The organism is Pinibacter aurantiacus (genome assembly GCF_019130065.1).
In the GTDB taxonomy this organism is placed as follows: domain Bacteria; phylum Bacteroidota; class Bacteroidia; order Chitinophagales; family Chitinophagaceae; genus Pinibacter; species Pinibacter aurantiacus.
Genome location: NZ_JAHSPG010000002.1, coordinates 176,766 through 196,512 on the forward strand (window position 1 = coordinate 176,766; position 19,747 = coordinate 196,512).

A 19,747-nucleotide genomic window follows, 5' to 3' on the forward strand; every position below is an offset into this window, starting at 1 on the left:
CGATGGATCTAACAAATAGAACAATAAGACGCAGTCGAAATTGGTCTATATTGTTTGACCAATCGGTATTACACTTCTTTATTTTGATAATACAAACTTAAGGTGGCTGCAATTACTGCATATGCGGGAGCCAGCACCCAACCCAAGAACGGAACAGCATGCATTACATAGAATACCAAACCGTTTCCAATAGCCAGACCCTTGTGTTTGCCAATAAATTCAATACTTGCAGAAGGCGACATTTTGTGTCGCTCGCAACTGTAATCAAGCATTGAGAAACCATAGTAGTAACATTCAATAAAAACAGAAATCACCGGTACGATCCAACCTACAACAGGTACAAAAGAAAGAATCAACAATGACACAACGTAAACCGTTTGCCAAAGCGCATTTCTTAAAGCCAGTCGTATGCCACGAAGAATATCTTTTAAAAGTTGTTTGAAACTAAATGGAAAATCGCGCCCCTCAAGAATCGCTTCTGTTTTTTCACTTAAGTAAGCAAACACCGGTGAACCAATAATGAGAAACAAATATTTAAATAGAGAAAAATAGAAGAACAATAAGAGGAGCCTGATCATTATTTGCCCCATCACAAACAGAAAACTCAGAAGCGCATTGGATTGTTTTTGTAGCCAGCGTTCAACACCTATAACGCGGCTCAAGTAATTCACCGCTGTATTGGAGGAATCGATGAACAGGATCATACCCACAATAAACAAGATCATATACAGCAATCCCGGAATTAAGATCCATTTCCACAACTTGTGCCGCTTAATGAACTGATGCGCCCTGAAGTACGATTCTATTGCAGTAACAATTTCCTTTAACAATGGCCTGAGTTTTAAAGTGCATAAATTTATTACTTTGAAGCCATACTGTACAAAAAATTACATATGCAAAAACTTGACAAAGCGTTTTATGAACGGGAAGATGTGGTGAAAATTGCAAAGCAGTTGATCGGGAAGGTTTTGGTGACAAATTTCGATGGCGTGATCACTTCAGGACGCATTGTGGAAACCGAAGCATACAACGGCGCAGTAGACAAAGCTTCGCACGCCTACAACAACCGCCGCACAAAGCGCACTGAGATAATGTTCGGCGAAGGCGGCAATGCATATGTGTATTTGTGTTACGGCATACACCATCTTTTTAACGTGGTAACGAATATCAAAGATGTTCCTCATGCCGTTTTAATCCGCGCCGTAGAGCCACTAGAAGGAATAGATACAATGCTCGAACGCATGAAAAAAACAAAGCTCGATTTTTCAATAGGTCGCGGTCCCGGAAATGTTTCCAAAGCCCTGGGCATTGCCACGCACCACACCGGCAACACTTTATTTGGAAAGGACATCTACATTGCCGACGACGGCGTCAAAATTCCAACCAAAAACATCATAGCCTCCCCACGCATCGGCGTAGACTACGCCGCAGAAGACGCAGCATTACCCTATAGATTTTACCTTCGAAATAACGGGTACGTCAGCGGGAAGAAACAAATTTGAAAATTTGAAGATTTGAAGATTTGAAAATGCTTTTGGTGTGAGGTTCTTCATTATTTCAATTGACATATAGTGCTGCCCGAAATATTGCTTTGCTGCTGCGCCCTCCATTTTCAAATTAGCACATTTTCAAATTTTCAAATTTCCTACCTTGCGTCCATGCAATTCAACGACGTTATCGGACAGCAGGAAACAAAGCAGCACCTGATTGATATGGTGGCGAATAATCGCCTTAGCCATGCGCTGTTGTTTTTGGGAAAGGAAGGAAGTGGTGCGTTGCCTTTGGCGCTGGCATTTGCCAATTATATAAGCATTAAGAATGGCATTGCTGCGAAGAAAACTAAGGAAGCTACCGTTTCTTTGTTTGGTGACCCTGAACCTACGGAAACAGAGCCGGAACATTTTACCCCCGCAACCATCGACGCATGGATGCAAAAACAGGAAGGCTTTTCAAAAGCAAATACATATACACATCCGGATATACATTTTTCTTATCCCGTTATTCCCCGTAAAAGCGGCGACAAGCCCGTGAGCACTGATTATATAACAGAATGGCGCGAGTTTATACAAAAATTCCCTTACGGTAATGCGTACGACTGGTTACAATTTATCGGCGCAGAGAATAAACAGGGTAACATCACAGCTTATGAGTGTAACGAGATCATTCGCAAACTGAACCTGAAAAGTTTTGAAAGCGAGTACAAAGTGCTTGTGTTGTGGATGCCGGAATATTTGGGAAATGAAGGAAACAAGCTGCTGAAGTTGATCGAAGAGCCACCTGCCAATACACTTTTTATTTTGGTAGCAGAAAATGAATCTTTGATTTTACAAACCATTTTATCCCGCACCCAGCTTGTAAAAATTCCGATGCTGGAACCGGCGGACATCGAGAAATCGCTCACGGAAAAATCTAAAGTTGCTCCGGCACAGGCACAACAAATTGCAGGCATCAGCGAGGGCAACTATCGCGAAGCTTTGCAAATGCTTCAACATTCTGACGAAGACTGGAACGATCTTTTGCGAGAATGGTTAAATGCCTTGCTGAAGAATGGCCCTGCCGCACAGGTAAAATGGATCGAAGAAGTGAGCAAACAAGGTCGCGAAAAACAAAAACAGTTTCTCCGCTACTTCACGCATTTGCTGGAACAAAGCATTCGATTGAAATATATGGGAAGCGCTATCAACGGCTTTTCATTGGCACAAAATGAAAAAGATTTTGCGGAGCGCTTTAATAAGCTAACTGATGTTGCGCAGCAGCAGGCAATTGTAGAAGAGCTTGACAAAGCAGCATACTACATTGAACGTAACGCAAACGCAAAAATGCTTTTCCATGCATTGTCAATAAAGCTTTACCACATTATTAAGGACAAAGTGACGATGCAGGTGAATTAGGGTTCAAAATATGCGACAATTTTTTTTACCGCAAAGGACACAAAGTTTGGCGCAAAGGGAACAAAGGAGTTTTTTTAAGCATTCCTTCGTTTCCTTTGCGTCTTTGGGAATTACTATTTCTTTCGCTGCCCGCTTCTTTGCGCACTCCCTGGTTAAAAAAACTTAGTGAAGCTTAGTGTACTTAGTGCCTTAGTGGTAAAGATTGGCGTCTGGTATGAACGGCAAGCTAACTATCCAAACGCTCCAAATATTAACCAGCCTATCAGAAGCGCAAGTGCAACAGACACCGCGGTTGAAATGACTACCATTTTATTCTGCTTGGATTGCCTCGTTGAAAGTTTAATAATTCCATAGCATAACGCAGCAATTCCGAATATCATTACAAATAAAATTCGATGCGTTTGTATCAGAAATATGCCCCAAAGTGTTCCGCTAACAGTACTAGCTGCAAGACCGCCTATAACACTGCCAATCACAGTTCTGGACGTTATCTTTTTGTCTATCTCCTCACGTGTCAATTCATCTTGGCGAACATCGATTGCCTGTTCAAGCTCCTCGCTGTTCAAAATATCCGAAGTAATAGTTTCTCTTAGCAAAATTTCGCCGCCAGGCACATAGGCTTTTGTCACTTCATTTCTTACCCTTTCGATTTCTTTCTTGATTATTTGCTTGCTTTTAATTCTTGATTGCAGTTCTTCCAGACCACCTTTTTTTGCAACTATAAAATCAAACGCTTCTTTTGCTTCTTCGGAATAGTCATTAATAGCTGAGTGGAGTTCGAATAATTCTTCATCTGTGTACTTGTCGTACTTTACTTTAAGGGTTTCTGCATCAAACATCATGCGTTCAAGGATTATAGGGTTTATGATTTAGGGTTATAAGACGTGAATATAAATAAATTTTCCGCCGGGATTTTTCATATCTTTTGAAAAATAAATTTACCCAAAACAATTTTAACGATGAAAGCTTTTCATACGCATTTCATGCAAAAAATGTTTGTCCTAAACATTCTTTTGACTTGCTTCTTTTACTCAAGCCGTTTACAGGCCCAGCAACCACTACGCGTAGGCGTAGCCGGGCTTTCCCACGATCACATTCACAATTTGATGAACCAGTACAAGAAAAACCAGGTTGTCATTTTGGGCATTGCAGAAAGCGACGCACAACTTGTTAATAAATACAAAAAACAATATGCTCTTCCTGATTCTATTTTCTATAAATCATTGCCAGAACTTTTAAAGCATGTAAAACCAGATGCTGTGCTTGCTTACAACGCTATTTCAGAACATTTAGCTGTTGTGGAAAATTGCGCCCCTAAAGGTATTCCGGTAATGGTAGAAAAGCCATTGGCAACTACGTTAAAAGATGCACTGCGCATAGAAGAGCTCGCGAAGAAGTATAAAGTACAAGTGCTCACAAATTATGAAACCACCTGGTACAATACCAACCAGCAGATAAAGGAAATGGTAGATGCAAATACCATTGGAGATGTAAGAAAAATGATTGTACATGATGGACACCAGGGACCTAAAGAAATCGGCTGCAGTGCCGCGTTTCTATCATGGCTAACAGACCCCATTAAAAACGGAGGTGGTGCCAGCAGAGACTTTGGTTGTTATGGCGCAAATTTAATGACATGGCTGATGAAAGGCGAGAAACCAATTTCTGTAACGGCGATTGTTCACCACATCAAACCAAATGTTTACCCAAAAGTGGACGACGATGCTACCATTCTATTGGAATACCAAAATGCGACCGGTATCATAGAAGCCTCATGGAACTGGCCGTTCAGCATTAAGGATTTCGAAGTGTTTGGCGTAAACGGCTATTTGCATGCGCTCAATGGCAACAATTTGCAGCAACGCATGAAAGACAAATATGAAGATGTTTCGGTAAAACAGGCCACTTACCAGGACAATATTCCCTACTTAAGCGATGTCCTCTCCGGCAAAACAAATCCCGGCAATGATCTGTCTTCTCTCGAAAACAACATCATTGTGGTTCGTATACTCGAAGCGGCTACAGAATCGGCTAAAACAGGAAAAAAAGTAATGTTGTAGCGATGAATTAACTTTGCGCGCAAATTAAACTCCCTAACATGAGCAAGTTAAGCGTTCTCGCAGAAGGACTGATAGGTTCTGAGATTGTGAGATTGGGCAATGAAATCAACGATCGTATTCGCAAAGGAGAAAAGATCTACAATTATACCATTGGCGATTTTGATCCTTCTATTTTCCCGATTCCAAAGGAGCTGGAAACCCTGATCATCGAATCGTATCAAAAGCACTATACGAACTACCCTCCGGCAGATGGTATTCTCGAATTGCGCGAATCTGTGTTGGCTTTTTTGCAAAAACATGAAGGCCTGCAATATTCCAACAACGAAATCTTGATTGCAAGCGGAGGACGCCCTTTAATTTATACAACCTTCAAAATACTTGTAGACAAAGGCGATAAAGTTATTTACGCTGTTCCTTCCTGGAACAATAATCACTACACCAACCTCAACCAGGCAGAGCATTGCGTAGTGGAAGCAACGCCTGAAAATAATTTCATGCCTACAGCGGCAGACATTGCTCCGCATGTAAAAGGCGCGGCACTGATTTGTCTGTGTACTCCACAAAACCCAACAGGCACAACCCTTCCAAAAGAAGGGCTTGACAAAATATGCCAGCTGATTATTGAAGAAAATGCAAGCAGAGGCGAGAATGAGAAAAAACTGTATCTGCTGTTTGACCAAATGTACTGGACGCTTACTTACGGCGAAACGAAACATTATAATCCAATAACACTACAACCGAAAATGAAAGACTATACCATTTTTGTAGATGGTATTTCTAAAGTCTTTGCCGCTACCGGTGTGCGTGTGGGTTGGTCACTTGGGCCGGCACATATCATTTCTAAAATGAAAGCATTGCTGAGCCACGTGGGTGCATGGGCACCAATGGCAGAACAAAAGGCAACCGCCGCTTACCTGAAACAAGAAGACGCGATTGAGAGATATCTTAATCATTTCAAGAACGAAATGATCAACAGATTGAATCTGATTCACGACGGCTTTGTGGCGTTAAAAAATAAGGGATACGCTGTAGATGCCATCGCCCCGCAAGCGGCAATTTATCTTACCATAAAAATGGATCTTGTTGGCAAAAGCGTTAACGGAAAAGTATTGGCCACACAATCCGATGTTACCGAATATATCTTAGGCGAAGCAAAGCTAGCCGTGGTTCCGTTCTACGCATTTGGTGCAGAGAAAACTTCACCCTGGTACAGACTGAGCATTGGAACTTGTAAGCTGGAAGATATAAGTGAGATGTTTGGAAAATTGGAGGCAGCGTTGAGCAAGCTGAACTAAGTTGCATATTAATTAGATTTAATTTTTTGATATAGGCTAGAAGAAGTGGCTTCCACGATGGAAGCCATTTCTTATTTTTCGTCTTCCCAAACCTCGTTTTATTATCGTTAATTCTTTCTAATTAAGATTTCAGCGCCGCTAGAGAATGCTTTGGTCTTTTTGACAAATAAAAAAATGACCGAATTGGATAAGGATAAATATCAGGGTACTATATATTCGGCTTTTACGTAAAGCATAATGCAAGTAGAAACAGCGACGCCGGCGATCAAATTTTTCATTTGCAGATATTAAACATTAGTGACCTATAGTGCTTGACTTACTTGTTATTCAAAAAAAATTAATAAGAACAAAATGAAAAACAAGTTGCTTGTAATTATTAGTTTATTGACATTAATTAGTTGCAGTAAGAAAGATTCGCTTGTTTCTAACAAAGAAAATGATCTAAGCAAAACGAAAGAGTTTGTAAGAGCACTCGGATTCGATCTCAACAAAGTTACAATTGAAACAAAGTCGAATGTAAATCCAGACAGCGTATTAAAGTTTAATTCTGCGAAAGAAGGCAGGAACTATTTTAAAAAATATCTTGAAGCATTAGATCGGCCAAGACGTGCCAATTGTTTAGACACATTAAGAATGCTTTCTAAATCTCCCAAAGAGTATGATGCCTACTTTAAAAGTCTTATCGAAAGGCATAAGAATTCTGCCAATGGGAAGAATAACAAAAGATCGGAACTGGCAGCTGCTAGTTTTGATCCTAGCTACATTGGCATCTTAGATCAAGAGACAGATGAATGGTCAGTTTGGAATCAATGTGAATTAGAAACGCTTTATAATGATTATGATCCAACACTGCCCTCTAACTATCCCAGGTGGTGGAGTGATTATCAAAATGGAGCCTTTTCAATGTATAAAGGAGTTGCTGTCTTGAACAAAAATAATGACTATTTTTTGCAATTTGACTACAGCCTTAGGTATCCGGACCCCCTCGTTTGTAATGTTAGAACGTGGAGAAGCCCAACACCGGGATGTATCTGGACCTCGTGGGATGGAGGGGATTTTCACAACGACCCCGGCAGCTCGTTTATACATTTTAATACTCAGGGAACGGAAAATTATAGTGCAGATCAAGGTGATGGTACCACTGTAATTATTCATAGGCCTGTATTCTTTGATGGACTCTATAATTGTAGAACCAAAGAGTATGTGCTATACATTACTAGTTTTTCTTTCTAAAATTAAAAGCAGAACATGAAAAATATATTAGTTGCATTTATTAGCTTTTTTGTACTAGTTGGTTGTAGCAGAAAGATGAGTAGCAGCAAGCCTATGTCTGTTGCAAACAAAGAAAATGATCTTGATAAAGCAAAGAAATATGCAAATGCTTTAGGATTTGACACCAACCGAGTTACCGTTGAATTGAACGCCAAAGTAAACCCAGACAGCGTATTGAGATTTAAGTCGGTAGAAGAAGGGAGAGCCTATTTTAAAGAATATATTGCAGCTTTGAATAAGCCAAAACCGATTACTTGTATAGACACATTAATGATGCTTTCCAGAGCCCATTCCAAGTACTATTATCCTTATCTCAATAGTCTTAAAGAAAGAGCCCGTGAAATGGCAAAAAAGCCAATTCCTGGTTACGACTATAATAGCACAGAATGGCAACAGATACCGGATGGATATGAGTGTTTGTTGGTGTTAGATACAATAATAAATCCGTCGAAGTAACTCAGATCTTTGCGAGAAATAAAAAATGGCCACCATCGCTGGGGCCATTTTTACTTTTATGTAACTTAAACTCTACAACGCGTATTTATTATCAGCAATTACCTTCGCTGCAATTCTTCTTTTCGCTTCTTTGCTGTTGAACGGTTCCGCTTTGGTAAAGCGTTTCAGGCCAAGCAACATCATTCTTTGTTCATCGCCTTCGGCAAATGCGTTGATGGCGTCTTTACCAAACTTGTTGATGCCATCAGCAGCATCATACAAATAAGTGCGCATCATGTCCAGCTCAAATTGAGTAGACGCTTCACCGCGTTGATCAACCAGTTTCATTACACGAAGCAATGCACTTTCTGCGTGATATGTTTCAATTGCCATATCAGCAATATTCATCAGAATTTCCTGCTCGCCTTCAATCTTCATCATCAGTTTCTGAACAGCAGCACCGGCCACCATTAAAATCGCTTTCTTAAAATTGGCAACCAGTTTCTTTTCTTTTGCAAACGCTTCGTCATCGCCGCTGCCAAAATCGGGAATGCTCATCAGTTCTTTTTGCACAGCCATTGCCGGTCCCATCAGGTCAAGCTTTCCTTTCATCGCACGTTTCAATACCATATCAACGGTCAGCAAACGGTTGATCTCGTTAGTGCCTTCGTAAATACGGTTGATGCGGCTGTCCCGATAACCTCTTGAAATAGCGTATTCATCACTAAAGCCGTTACCACCGTGTATTTGAACACCTTCATCCACAATAAAATCAAGCATTTCACTGCCAAACACTTTCAGCATTGCACACTCGATCGCATACTCCTCAGCCGCGCCTAACAATGCTTCGTTAAATGGTTTTCCTTCGCCGGCCAATTCAATTTCTTTGTCGTCGATCCATTTTGCAGAACGATACAAACCGCTTTCTGCCACCCAGATCTTGATAGCCATTTCTGCCAGCTTATTTTTGATAGCGCCAAAATTGCTGATCGGTTGCTTGAACTGTTCTCTTGTATTTGCGTATTCAATTGAAGTGTTAAATGCACGTTTTGCACCGCCCAAGGCAGCCGCACACAATTTCAAACGTCCAATATTCAAAATGTTGAAAGCAATGATGTGACCACGTCCTATTTCTCCCAGCACATTTTCAACAGGCACCTTGCAATCCTGGAAATACAACTGAACAGTAGAAGAACCCTTGATGCCCATTTTGTGTTCTTCGGGGCCTTGCGTAAATCCTTCGAAGCCTCTTTCTACAATAAAGCCGGTGAATTTGTCACCATCAATTTTCGCGAAAACGGTATAAACATCTGCAAAGCCACCATTAGTGATCCAGCATTTTTGTCCGTTCAGCAAATAATATTTTCCATCATCACTAAGTTTCGCAGAAGTTTTTGCACCCAGCGCATCGCTGCCGCTGTTTGGCTCAGTTAAACCATAAGCACCTTTCCATTCACCCGTAGCAAGTTTGGGAATATATTTTTCCTTTTGTGCATCATTACCAAAATATAGAATTGGCAATGTACCAATGCCCGTATGAGCCGCAATAGCAACGGAAAATGAATAACCGCCGCCCAGTCCTTCATTTACCAGTGTAGAAGTGATAAAATCTTTACCAAGGCCACCATATTGCTCAGGCAAAGAGGTGGAGAGTAGTCCTTGCTCACCGGCTTTTTGCATGAGCGAAGGCATAAGGCCCGGCTCCATTTTGTCAATACGGTCAATAGCAGGCAACACCTCCGAGTCCAGGAAGGAGTTACACATGTCCTTAACCATTTGCTGCTCCTCGTTAAAATCCTCGGGAACAAACGTGTCGAAAGCTGTACTTTCTTTAATGAGCCATTCGCCTCCTTTAAGCGCTGCGGCCTTTTTTAATTCGGTGCTCATATGACATTTTTTAAAAGTGAATGAATATGTAGTGGGTGAATCCTGTTAAAAAACACCTGCCTATTTCAAGTTGTCGTAAACAATTTGCAATACCGATTTACAAATTTCAATTTGCTCTTCCGGTACCGTTTTCAAAGCTTCGTTCAGGGTTTCTGTAGCAAGGCCCATGCTCTGGTCCTGCAACTGCTGGGCACGTGGGGTAAGAAAGATCATGTTGATCCTGCGGTCTTCTTTAGAGGCGATCCTTTTTACGAGATCAAGTTTTTCAAGATTGTCTACCAGCCTTGTAATGCTGGGCTTGTCGCGAAAAGTAGCATTGCAAAGCTCCTGCTGGCTAATGCCGTCCTGTTTCCACAAATGATATAAAACGCTCCATTGCTCAATGGTTAAGTTGAGCGCTGCGCTATTAAACTTTTTTTGCAATCGTCTTGCTATCGCTGTAGAGGCTTTACCGGTTATAAAACTGTAAAGTTCACCTCTTTTAAATTGGTTGTTTGGCATATAGTTAGTTAAGCAACTATTCAAACCTAGCTAATATTCCCGTCACCTGCAAGTTTTTTGTCTTAAAAATTAATGCTAAAATTTGAAGTCCTTGACTTCATGTTATTAATCAATATTTTTGGCACTTGTATTAAATCCCCAAACCGTGTTATGAAAAAAATTCTTATCCCTATTGTAGTCTGTGCCGCTATGGTTTGTTTTGCCGGATGTGCCACTACAGCCGATCGCCTTGCCAAAATCTGGTTCTTCACTCACCATACAGGTGGTGACGAAACGACCATGAAGCTTGAGCCCACCAGCTTTTTAAACCTGCAACCAAACGGCACCTACACAAGTTACCTTATAGGCTTCGACGATGGCCAATGGACGGCAACCGGCAGCGAAATTATTTTAAAAAGCAACCACCACACAACAAACAAGCTTGCAATAGGCTCACTAATGGCCAATGAGCTTGTCATCAATTATAACGGCTCAAATACCAATTATAATTTTGAAGGTTGCGATGATACTTTTAAAACAGATAACGACAACCCTTTTTCTGCCGTCAACAATTTGTGGCGCATAAAACCAACACATGCGGAAAGCGATAAGCAAATTTCTGCGAGATTAAAGAATCACCTGCATTTCTGGGAAAAATATTTCGAATGGGCGTTGGACACGAAGAAGCATTCAATTGACGTTCGCAGCACGCCGTCTGTTATAAAAATTTATGGAAACGGCCTTTCATTAAAGCATTATGAAGATCAGCCAGAAGCCTGGAAGAACTGTTTTTACGACTCAACAGATTGTGTAAAAGCAATGGTGCAAATGCAAAACTTTCTTAGAAAAACAGATATCGCATGGCCACACTCTGATAATCCATTCAAAATGTTTTTATCTGCTTTCCAACAGATGAATGAAAAGTTTGAATAAGAATTTCTAGATGCGATTTTAGAAAACAGTGGAAGCTTTAATTTTTGACGTTTTTCTTTTTGGTTTCTGTGATTGGCTTTTCAGGGAAGAAGTCTTTAATTGAAACACCTAATTCAATTGCTAGCAAATTCAGGTGATTTAGATTGTATTTGGAAGAATGGTTAAGACTTTCTACCTGGCCAATAAAACCTCTGGATGTATCTAGAGCAGCAGCAATATCTTCTTGAGAAAATCCTTTAGCGATTCGGATCTCCTTGATCTTATTAATTACATACTGCTCTATTTTGGTTTTTTTATTCTCGGACATACTTAAGAACACCAAGTACCAATTTTTTACTTATTTTCGTGATTAGTAATAACTAAGAATCCGATTTCTGGTTTAAATCTTAATTAGATAATGGAATTAAACAACTATTCGATGGAGAAAGAAACAATAGAGCTTGAAAATGCAGACGAAATAGTAGAGCGTTTTTTTCAAGATTTTAAAGTAGAAGAAGTAAAGCAAACATTAAATGATATGTTAGAAGTTAGCTTAACAACCAACCATTCAGCCTTTAGTGAACCGATACAAAGAGCAAATCTTTTGTTTATCCATAAAAGGCTTGTTGATATTTTTGAAGCTAATCATTTAATATTTAGTCGTAACAAAAACGTTCAAATTTTGCATTGATTGTTTAAATTGCCTCAGCCTCCAATAAATAAAAAACGCTGGTGATGAGCCAGCGTTTTTTACAATTACAATCTCGTTATGTCTGCGCCAAGCGCTTTCAACCGGTCGTCGATGTATTGATAACCGCGATCAATTTGTTCAATGTTTTGAATCGTGCTTTTTCCTTCTGCGCTCAAAGCCGCAATCAGCAAAGCAACACCGGCACGAATATCAGGACTGCTCATGGTAATGCCTCTTAAGTTTTGCTGACGGCCCAACCCAATTACAGCAGCACGGTGCGGATCACACAAAATGATCTGCGCACCCATGTCAATTAGTTTGTCCACAAAGAACAAACGGCTTTCAAACATTTTCTGATGAATCAATACTGAACCTTTTGCTTGCGTCGCAACCACTAGCACAATGCTCAAAAGATCTGGTGTAAAGCCCGGCCACGGATGATCGTACATCGTAAGTACGGAGCCATCCAGAAAAGTTTGAATTTCATAAAGCGATTGCTCAGGAATAACAATGTCATCTCCTTTAAATTCCATCGCAATACCAAGCTGCTTGAACTTATCCGGAATAACACCCAGATGCTCAAGGCCTGCATTCTTGATAGTGATATTGCTTTGCGTCATGGCTGCAAGACCAATAAAGGAGCCAACTTCAATCATGTCCGGCAACATCGTGTGTTCAGTGCCGCCTAAATATTCAACACCTTCAATGGTCAGCAAATTACTGCCCACGCCGCTGATCTTTGCGCCCATGCGGTTAAGCATTTTACAAAGCTGCTGTATGTATGGTTCACATGCTGCGTTGTAAATAGTGGTAGTTCCAGATGCCATTACTGCTGCCATAACAATGTTTGCAGTTCCTGTAACGGAAGGCTCATCCAGCAACATATATGTGCCCTTCAGTTTTTTCGCCTCCAGGTGAAAGAATCCATCTTCATTATTGTAAGTGAACTCCGCGCCCAATCTTTCAAAACCGATGATATGCGTATCTAACCTGCGTCTGCCGATTTTATCGCCACCCGGTTTTGGAATAAATGCTTTTCTGTAACGGGATAACATTGGTCCTGCAAACATCACCGAACCTCTTAGTTTGCCGCTCTTCTTTTTGTAAGCTTCGCTGTGTAGGTAATCTATGTTCACATCATCAGCCTGGAAAATGCAGGTTTGCCTGTTGGGGCGCTCGATCTTTACGTTCATTTCACCCAGCAACTCAATCAAGAGGTTTACATCAAGAATATCGGGAATGTTGTTAATGGTAACTTTTTCCGGCGTTAACAGCACGGCACTTATTATCTGCAAAGCCTCATTCTTCGCGCCTTGCGGTGTAATTTCCCCATGTAATTTTTTTCCTCCTCTTACTTCAAAAATGTTCATTCCCGTTTGTCGTTTTCTTTGTTTGTAAAAAATATATGCCTCCCGCAAAGCGGGAGAAAAAATTTATTAGAAAGATTCTTATTTGTCCAGCCTACATTCTACTCGCAGCAAAAATATTTAAGTCGCCGCCTCGCCGCGCGAAAATAAAAAAGCTGTCAAAAAGAGAAACGAAAGACAAGATATAAAAACGAAGTCTTTTCGTAAATTTTACTTTTTGACAGCTCTATAGAAAGGTTTTATCGGCCTCTACCTATTGAAAACGCTTCTTGTTATTTCCAAATTTCTGGTTGCGGCCACCACCACCATTGTTGCGGTTGTCCCCACCGTTGTTGTTACGGTTGTTTCTTCCTCCACCGCCGCCACCTTGGAATTTTTGGTTCCTGTTATTGTTATTATTTTTTCTGAAGTCGCCATATCCACCGCCGCCGCCACGGTTGTTATTTTCATTGGCGCGGTAGCTTTTTACGTATGGTGTATTGGTAAATTCCAGTTGATTGTGTGTAATAGCACTCAACTCGCTCTGAACCGCATCGTCGTGTACGGTTTCTTTGTGCCAGTTGTTGTATGCCAATTTCATGTAGTAAGCAACGGCATTCGCAAATCCATTGCGTTTTTCCGGATTCTCTTCTTTCAATGCTTTGTCAATAACCAGCTCCAGGTTTTTACCAAGGTGAGAGTGCCTAGGATAGCGCTTTGGATATTTTAGTGGATCTGGTTTTGCCTTTAATTGCTCCTTTGTAGGAATGGGATAAGGAGATTCCACGTCAAGATGAAAATCGGCAATCAGGAACAGGTGATCCCAAAGTTTATGACGGAAGTCTTCCACATTTTTCAAATGCGGGTTCAAAAATCCCATTAGTTCAATAGCAGCCATTGCATTCTTCTGACGAAGGTCTTTGTCTTCAATCGTCATCAGATATTCAATCATTTTTTGAATATGACGGCCGTATTCGCGCATCATCAAATGATTTCTGCTTGTATTATATTCCATGTAATTTTTTTTGAACGGGATCTTTTACTGTAATCAACAATTGTTCCTGTTGTAAGGGAGCAGTTTGCAATTCATAATTTCTTTTAGGGAAAAGATGGCTGTTTATCCCGTGTAAGTAATTTCTATACAGACAAAAGTATAAAATATTTCATATCCCGCAAGGAACAGAAAAATATTTGGGAAAATCTTGGGAGCGAGGACAAAATGAACGATGTCAGATGTACGGTGTACGAAATTCGATGATATGTAACGCTCTAATGACTTTCGTACATCGTACATCGCACTCCGTACACCCAACGCCCTACTCGCTCACCAAAGCATATACCGCAAAGCTCGCCAGCCAATGCTCGCCGCCGTAATTGGCGCTGGCAACATTTGGCAGGCTCGCATTTAAGTGATGAATGGCCGATTTTCTCAAAAGTGCAGTTCTTTTATCGCCTGCAGGCAAGCAATTCGCCAGACCCTTCATGCACCACGTGCGGCTGAAACACAATCCGTCAAGGTGCACGATTTGGTAATCGCTTCTGTCAGAAATCACCGGCAGGTTAGTTAAATGCTGCAAAGACGCCAGCGGAATGAAAGCGTTGAACCACTGTACGAACGCAGCTTTGTCCAACACTCTGCGCATCAGGTCAGCCTCCTCCAAAGAAGGAGAGAGAAAATCCGTGCCATCCGGCTCCCACCTGGAAGGCGCATTTTTATCTTTCAAATACAATTGTTTTGCGCTTTTAACAATCGCCGCCTCAAAGGCTGCATTCCTGGTTGCCTTTGCGTAATCCAGCGCAAACACTAATCCAAAGGCAGTGTTGGGATGAACGCCCGTTCTGTTAGGGTAAGTTTGCTTTGGCAGATAATCCATCCATAATTTGATAACTGTGTCGCAAAGCGGTTGCAAGGTATTGCGCCACCTGATGGCATCCGGATCGTTAAAACCAATTAGTTCTTGCTGCAGTTTTAGCAACCACGCCCAGCCATAGGTTCTTTCGTAATTTCTTGACAAAGGCGATATAAAATAGTCGATCTCACCTTTGATATTTTCCGGAGTAATATTGGTTGAAATAGCGGCCCTGATTGCTGCGGCCTCGGGCATTTGGGGAAATTTCTTCAAAAGACTCACCAGCATCCAGTGTCCATGCACACAGCTGTGCCAATCGAAACAACCGTAAAATGCAGGATGCATTTGTTTTGGTGTGCGCAAATGGTCACTGTCGTTTACGCTCAAATGGCTTGTTTTATTGGGGTACTCCTGTTGTAAACATTTCAAAGGCAATGATGCAAAATGTGAAGCACCTTCAAGTGTAAGGTTAAACTGTGAACTGTCTTTGTTGGTAGTATAAAATGCGTGCGTTTGTGAAAACAGCGCTGAGGATGTAAAAAGAAGAATGAACGTAAAAAAACTTTTCATGTGAGGTTATTCAAATTTATAAACCTCAAAGTAACACGTTTATGTAAATGGACGATTGAAATATTGACGAAGTGTTTGAAACAATAACTGAATGACTGAATAACTGAGTATGCGCGAGTGTGCGAAATGTTGCACAGAAGCTTCAGTTATTCAGTCATTCAGTTATTCAGTCATTGAACGCTAGTTAAAAATCTCTCCCAGTTTCTTCTCCAAATCTTCACCACGAAGATTCTTGCCAATGATTTTTCCTTTCGGATCGATCAAAAAATTCTGGGGAATTGACTGTATACCATACATTTTTGCAACAGCATTGTTCCAGTATTGAAGGTCTGAAACGTGTGTCCATGTTAGGTTATCGTCATGAATAGCTTTTAACCATCTTTCTTTTGCGGACTCTTTATCCAAGGAAACGCTCAAGATGTCAAAGCCTTTGCTTTTATATGCGTTGTAAGCCTTTACCACATTAGGATTTTCAGCACGGCAAGGTCCGCACCAGCTCGCCCAGAAATCAAGCAAAACATATTTACCACGGAAAGATGAAAGCGAAATGGGCTTACCCAAAGTATCATTTTGCGTAAAGTCTATAGCCACTTGTCCAATGCCTGTTTTCTTAGCAATCTCAATCGTTTTCGCCATCTCTTTTCCGGAAGGAGTTGCTTTCGCAGACTGCGGCAGTTTATTAAACAAAGGTTCTACTTCAGAAACATCGACACTATAACCGGCATATTGTTGCAATGCAAAAACAGCAATAGGTGAGGATGGGTTGTTGCTAACATATGCGCCCGTTTGTTTTCTAACTGCCTCGTCAATGCTATCGATCCGGGTCTCCACAGCCTTCATGCCCTCCTTATTTTGCTCTTTTGCAAAACCCGCATATTGCTGCATTAGTCTATTACGTTCACCACTAACCGCTTTACGCAAATCGTTTAACTTTTTAAACTCGTCGTTTGCTTTGGAACCCGTCATTTGTGCATTGGAAAAAGAATCCGTTTGTACCATGTTCATATTGGCCATATCAAGAAAAACTGCTTTCATTTTTTCTGCAGCGATATTGCCGGATTTATAACCGGGGCTCAATAGTGCAATTGTAGGTTCCTGCAGTTTCAAATTGAATTTGTATTTTCCATCAATCACAGCGGCGGTGTCCTTGATATTTTCGGAACCGGAACGGTAAGAAATGAACACTTTTTCAATGCGATTGTCTATATTTTTCAGTTCGCCATTAAGGGTTACCGCTTTTTGAGCCTGGGAAAACAGGGCCGGAGCCGCCGCCAGGGCGGTCAACAAAATTTTTCTCATGTTCTTTTTTTTCGATTTTGTGCGGTGAAATTACCGGATTCGATCTTTTTTTGCTTGCCGCTGGTAAAATTCGCCCAATAAGTGAAAACTGATTTTATCCAGTGCAGCCCGTTTTGTATTTTCGCGAATTAACAATCTCAATCAGACAGTTATGCGTTTGGAGAGAGCTTATCATAATATATTAAATTTTTTAAATCCCAAGAGTAATGGACGCATCAGTTATATATATAATCATAGGTGGAGCTGCCGCGGCAGTGGGCATCATAGCGGGTAAATTCATTTTTGCCAAAAATCATCAAACAAAGCTTGATGATGCCGAGAGACAAGCACAGAAGATAGTTGCAGATGCTCAAAGCAATTCAGAAACATTAAAGAAAGAAAAGTTACTGGAGGCAAAAGAAAAATTCGTTCAACTGAAAGCAGAGCACGATAGAGAGGTACTGGACAAAAACAGAAAGATCAACGACGCTGAAAACAGAATTAAACAAAAAGAGCAAAGCATCAACCAAAAAGAAGGGAACCTTGATAAACAACTAAAAGAAAACGAGGCGATCAAAGAAAACCTGAACAGACAGATAGAAGTTGTTAATCTTAAAAGAACAGAACTCGAAAAACATCAGGAAGAGCATATCCGCAGATTAGAAAAAGTAGCCGCTCTTACTGCGGAAGAAGCAAAAGCACAGCTCGTTGAAAGTTTGAAACAGGAAGCACATACGCAAGCCCTTGGTTTACAGCAGGAAATAATAGATGAGGCTAAGCAAAAAGCAAATAAAGAAGCCCGCAAAATAATTATCCAGACCATTCAGCGTACAGCCGCTGAACAGGCTATTGAAAACTCTATCACCGTTTTCAACCTTGAAAGCGATGAAATTAAAGGCCAGATCATCGGTCGTGAAGGTCGTAACATCCGTGCAATTGAAGCTGCAACCGGTGTTGACCTGATTGTAGATGACACTCCTGAAGCGATCATCCTTTCTTCCTTCGATCCATTGCGTCGTGAAATTGCCCGCCTGAGCCTTCAGCGCCTTGTGAGCGACGGACGTATCCACCCTGCAAGAATTGAAGAAGTAGTTGAAAAAACACGCCGCCAGATTGAAGAGCAGGTAATGGAAATTGGTGAAAGAACAGTAATTGAACTGGGTATCCACGGCTTACATAAAGAACTGGTGAGAATTGTAGGTAAAATGCGTTTCCGCTCCTCTTACGGCCAAAACCTGTTAATGCACAGCCGCGAAGTAGCAAACCTTTGCGGAATCATGGCTGCAGAATTGGGAATGAATCCGAAATTGGCAAAACGCGCAGGTCTGTTGCACGATATAGGTAAAGTGCCTGATGAAGAAACAGAATTGAGCCACGCATTACTCGGTATGAAGCTGGCTGAAAAATATGGTGAAAACCCAGCGGTAGTAAACGCGATCGGAGCCCACCACGATGAAGTTGAAATGCAGTATGTTATCTCTCCGATTGTTCAGGCTTGTGACGCCATTTCAGGTGCACGTCCCGGCGCCCGCAGAGAGATCATGCAACAATACCTACAACGTATTAAAGACCTTGAAAATCTGGCTCTTACATATCAGGGCGTTGAAAAAGCATACGCAATTCAGGCAGGTCGCGAGTTGAGAGTTATCGTAGAAGCAGATAAAGTAACAGATGGCGACAGCGACAAACTAAGCTTCGAGATTGCACAGAAGATCCAGACAGAAATGACTTATCCGGGACAAATCAAAGTAACCGTAATCAGAGAAAAGAGAGCGGTGAACGTAGCAAGATAAAAAACGCTGAATGCCTAACGCCTAACGCAAAACGCAGTGAACCATCGCGTTAGGCGTTAGGCGTTAAGCTTTTAGCATTAAAACAGCTTTTTTTTAGATTTTTTATTTGTTTATTCAAATTTTCAGTTACCTTTGCCGTCCGATAAAATAAAGAAATCATGAACGCAGTAGCATTTGTTCACGAGCAGTTAACGCCGAAGAGGGATTTCCCAAAATTTAAAGCAGGTGACAACGTCACTGTTAACTATAAAATCGTTGAAGGAAACAAAGAAAGAATCCAGTCTTTCAAAGGTGACGTTATCAAACGTCAGGGAGAAGGTTCTACACAGTCTTTTACAGTACGTAAAATTTCAGACGGTGTAGGTGTAGAAAGAACATTCCCTTACTTCTCACCAAACATTGACTCTATCGTTTTGAACAAAAAAGGTAAAGTACGTCGCTCTAAGCTGTACTTCCTGCGCGAAAGAAGCGGTAAAAGTGCGAGAATTAAAGAAAAGAAAAGAGCTGCTGTTGTTGCTACTGCAAAATAAGAATAGCTTTTTACATCGTTATAGAACGGATGCGATTTCGCATCCGTTTTTTGTTATTCGGGCGTTAACTGATTTTTTTGAATAGTTTGTAAACTAAATTGCGCCCGGAATCACATTAGTAATAAGAAACAAGTACCTTTGTTTTTCAATTTAAATTAAAAGTCATGAGTCAATCTTTGTTGTTCATTCAGGCTCCGGGATTTACAGAATGGATCGTTATCCTGGTTGTAGTTGTGCTGTTGTTCGGTGGTAAAAAGATCCCTGAATTAATGCGCGGTGTAGGTCGTGGTCTTCGTGAATTTAATGATGCTAAAAATAGCGTAACAAGAGAAATCGAAGAAGGCATGAAAGATAAAGATAACAAACCTGCTTCTTCTGCTTCTACAACAAGCAACAACGAGCAGCACTAAGCTGATCGCCTAGCTTCTATCAATATTGACTCTGCGAAATAATCCGT

General features: G+C 41.0%; 20 protein-coding genes. 11 read left to right on the top strand and 9 right to left on the bottom strand.

Translation table 11 applies throughout. From position 1 onward, the window contains the following. Nucleotides 1–68 precede the first annotated feature (68 nt). A complete protein-coding gene (locus tag KTO63_RS04085) occupies nt 69–830 on the bottom strand; it encodes an EI24 domain-containing protein (RefSeq protein WP_217789874.1) in 762 nt (253 codons plus the stop codon). A 63-nt stretch (nt 831–893) separates the two neighbouring features. Between KTO63_RS04085 and KTO63_RS04090 the strand changes: the two genes are divergently transcribed. Both KTO63_RS04090 and KTO63_RS04095 read left to right on the top strand, forming a co-directional pair. Then, nucleotides 894–1,502 carry a DNA-3-methyladenine glycosylase gene (locus tag KTO63_RS04090; RefSeq protein WP_217789875.1) on the top strand — a complete coding sequence of 203 codons (609 nt, stop codon included), beginning with the start codon at nt 894–896 and terminating at the stop codon, nt 1,500–1,502. Between the two features lie 156 nt (nt 1,503–1,658). Next, nucleotides 1,659–2,891, top strand: coding sequence for a DNA polymerase III subunit (locus KTO63_RS04095; protein ID WP_217789876.1), 1,233 nt, complete (start codon nt 1,659–1,661; stop codon nt 2,889–2,891). A gap of 230 nt (nt 2,892–3,121) precedes the next feature. On the opposite strand, the gene KTO63_RS04100 is transcribed toward KTO63_RS04095, so the two are convergent. After that, nucleotides 3,122–3,733 carry a phosphatase PAP2 family protein gene (locus KTO63_RS04100; RefSeq protein WP_217789877.1) on the bottom strand — a complete coding sequence of 204 codons (612 nt, stop codon included), beginning with the start codon at nt 3,731–3,733 and terminating at the stop codon, nt 3,122–3,124. Nucleotides 3,734–3,850: 117 nt separating this feature from the next. On the opposite strand from KTO63_RS04100, the gene KTO63_RS04105 reads away from it, so the two are divergent. The 4 genes from KTO63_RS04105 (at nt 3,851) to KTO63_RS04120 (ending at nt 7,974) form a co-directional block, all read left to right on the top strand. Then, complete coding sequence (locus KTO63_RS04105; protein WP_232373021.1) at nt 3,851–4,951, top strand: Gfo/Idh/MocA family protein; 1,101 nt, start codon at nt 3,851–3,853, stop codon at nt 4,949–4,951. A 38-nt stretch (nt 4,952–4,989) separates the two neighbouring features. After that, nucleotides 4,990–6,246, top strand: a complete 1,257-nt coding sequence (locus KTO63_RS04110) for a pyridoxal phosphate-dependent aminotransferase (RefSeq protein WP_217789878.1) — start codon at nt 4,990–4,992, stop codon at nt 6,244–6,246. A 351-nt stretch (nt 6,247–6,597) separates the two neighbouring features. Next, nucleotides 6,598–7,479 (top strand): hypothetical protein, encoded by an 882-nt coding sequence (locus tag KTO63_RS04115; RefSeq protein ID WP_217789879.1) that lies wholly within the window; start codon nt 6,598–6,600, stop codon nt 7,477–7,479. 15 nt (nt 7,480–7,494) lie between these two features. After that, nucleotides 7,495–7,974: a hypothetical protein gene (locus tag KTO63_RS04120; RefSeq protein WP_217789880.1), complete on the top strand. Its 480-nt coding sequence runs from the start codon at nt 7,495–7,497 to the stop codon at nt 7,972–7,974. A 72-nt stretch (nt 7,975–8,046) separates the two neighbouring features. Here the strand turns inward: KTO63_RS04120 and KTO63_RS04125 are convergent, their stop codons facing one another. Next, nucleotides 8,047–9,840: an acyl-CoA dehydrogenase family protein gene (locus KTO63_RS04125; protein ID WP_217789881.1), complete on the bottom strand. Its 1,794-nt coding sequence runs from the start codon at nt 9,838–9,840 to the stop codon at nt 8,047–8,049. A 60-nt stretch (nt 9,841–9,900) separates the two neighbouring features. Next, nucleotides 9,901–10,341 (bottom strand): MarR family winged helix-turn-helix transcriptional regulator, encoded by a 441-nt coding sequence (locus KTO63_RS04130; RefSeq protein ID WP_217789882.1) that lies wholly within the window; start codon nt 10,339–10,341, stop codon nt 9,901–9,903. 150 nt (nt 10,342–10,491) lie between these two features. Between KTO63_RS04130 and KTO63_RS04135 the strand changes: the two genes are divergently transcribed. Next, a complete protein-coding gene (locus KTO63_RS04135) occupies nt 10,492–11,253 on the top strand; it encodes a hypothetical protein (RefSeq protein WP_217789883.1) in 762 nt (253 codons plus the stop codon). A gap of 37 nt (nt 11,254–11,290) precedes the next feature. On the opposite strand, the gene KTO63_RS04140 is transcribed toward KTO63_RS04135, so the two are convergent. Further along, nucleotides 11,291–11,560 carry a helix-turn-helix domain-containing protein gene (locus KTO63_RS04140; protein ID WP_217789884.1) on the bottom strand — a complete coding sequence of 90 codons (270 nt, stop codon included), beginning with the start codon at nt 11,558–11,560 and terminating at the stop codon, nt 11,291–11,293. 111 nt (nt 11,561–11,671) lie between these two features. Here KTO63_RS04140 and KTO63_RS04145 point away from each other — a divergent pair, with 111 nt between their 5' ends. Beyond that, nucleotides 11,672–11,923 (top strand): hypothetical protein, encoded by a 252-nt coding sequence (locus tag KTO63_RS04145; protein WP_217789885.1) that lies wholly within the window; start codon nt 11,672–11,674, stop codon nt 11,921–11,923. Nucleotides 11,924–11,988: 65 nt separating this feature from the next. On the opposite strand, the gene murA is transcribed toward KTO63_RS04145, so the two are convergent. The 4 genes from murA to KTO63_RS04165 all read right to left on the bottom strand — a co-directional run bounded on the left by murA (nt 11,989) and on the right by KTO63_RS04165 (nt 16,988). After that, nucleotides 11,989–13,293, bottom strand: a complete 1,305-nt coding sequence (gene murA / locus KTO63_RS04150; RefSeq protein ID WP_217789886.1) for a UDP-N-acetylglucosamine 1-carboxyvinyltransferase — start codon at nt 13,291–13,293, stop codon at nt 11,989–11,991. A gap of 250 nt (nt 13,294–13,543) precedes the next feature. Then, a complete protein-coding gene (locus KTO63_RS04155) occupies nt 13,544–14,284 on the bottom strand; it encodes a DUF4290 domain-containing protein (RefSeq protein ID WP_217789887.1) in 741 nt (246 codons plus the stop codon). A 301-nt stretch (nt 14,285–14,585) separates the two neighbouring features. Next, nucleotides 14,586–15,689 (bottom strand): DUF2891 domain-containing protein, encoded by a 1,104-nt coding sequence (locus KTO63_RS04160; protein ID WP_217789888.1) that lies wholly within the window; start codon nt 15,687–15,689, stop codon nt 14,586–14,588. A gap of 180 nt (nt 15,690–15,869) precedes the next feature. Beyond that, nucleotides 15,870–16,988, bottom strand: a complete 1,119-nt coding sequence (locus tag KTO63_RS04165; RefSeq protein WP_232373022.1) for a TlpA disulfide reductase family protein — start codon at nt 16,986–16,988, stop codon at nt 15,870–15,872. Nucleotides 16,989–17,194: 206 nt separating this feature from the next. On the opposite strand from KTO63_RS04165, the gene rny reads away from it, so the two are divergent. The 3 genes from rny (at nt 17,195) to KTO63_RS04180 (ending at nt 19,700) form a co-directional block, all read left to right on the top strand. After that, nucleotides 17,195–18,760, top strand: a complete 1,566-nt coding sequence (gene rny, locus KTO63_RS04170) for a ribonuclease Y (protein WP_217789889.1) — start codon at nt 17,195–17,197, stop codon at nt 18,758–18,760. A 158-nt stretch (nt 18,761–18,918) separates the two neighbouring features. Beyond that, on the top strand, nt 18,919–19,290 hold the full coding sequence (gene rplS / locus KTO63_RS04175; RefSeq protein ID WP_217789890.1) for a 50S ribosomal protein L19: 372 nt from the start codon (nt 18,919–18,921) through the stop codon (nt 19,288–19,290). Nucleotides 19,291–19,454: 164 nt separating this feature from the next. Then, nucleotides 19,455–19,700 carry a Sec-independent protein translocase subunit TatA/TatB gene (locus KTO63_RS04180; RefSeq protein ID WP_217789891.1) on the top strand — a complete coding sequence of 82 codons (246 nt, stop codon included), beginning with the start codon at nt 19,455–19,457 and terminating at the stop codon, nt 19,698–19,700. Nucleotides 19,701–19,747: the final 47 nt, after the last annotated feature.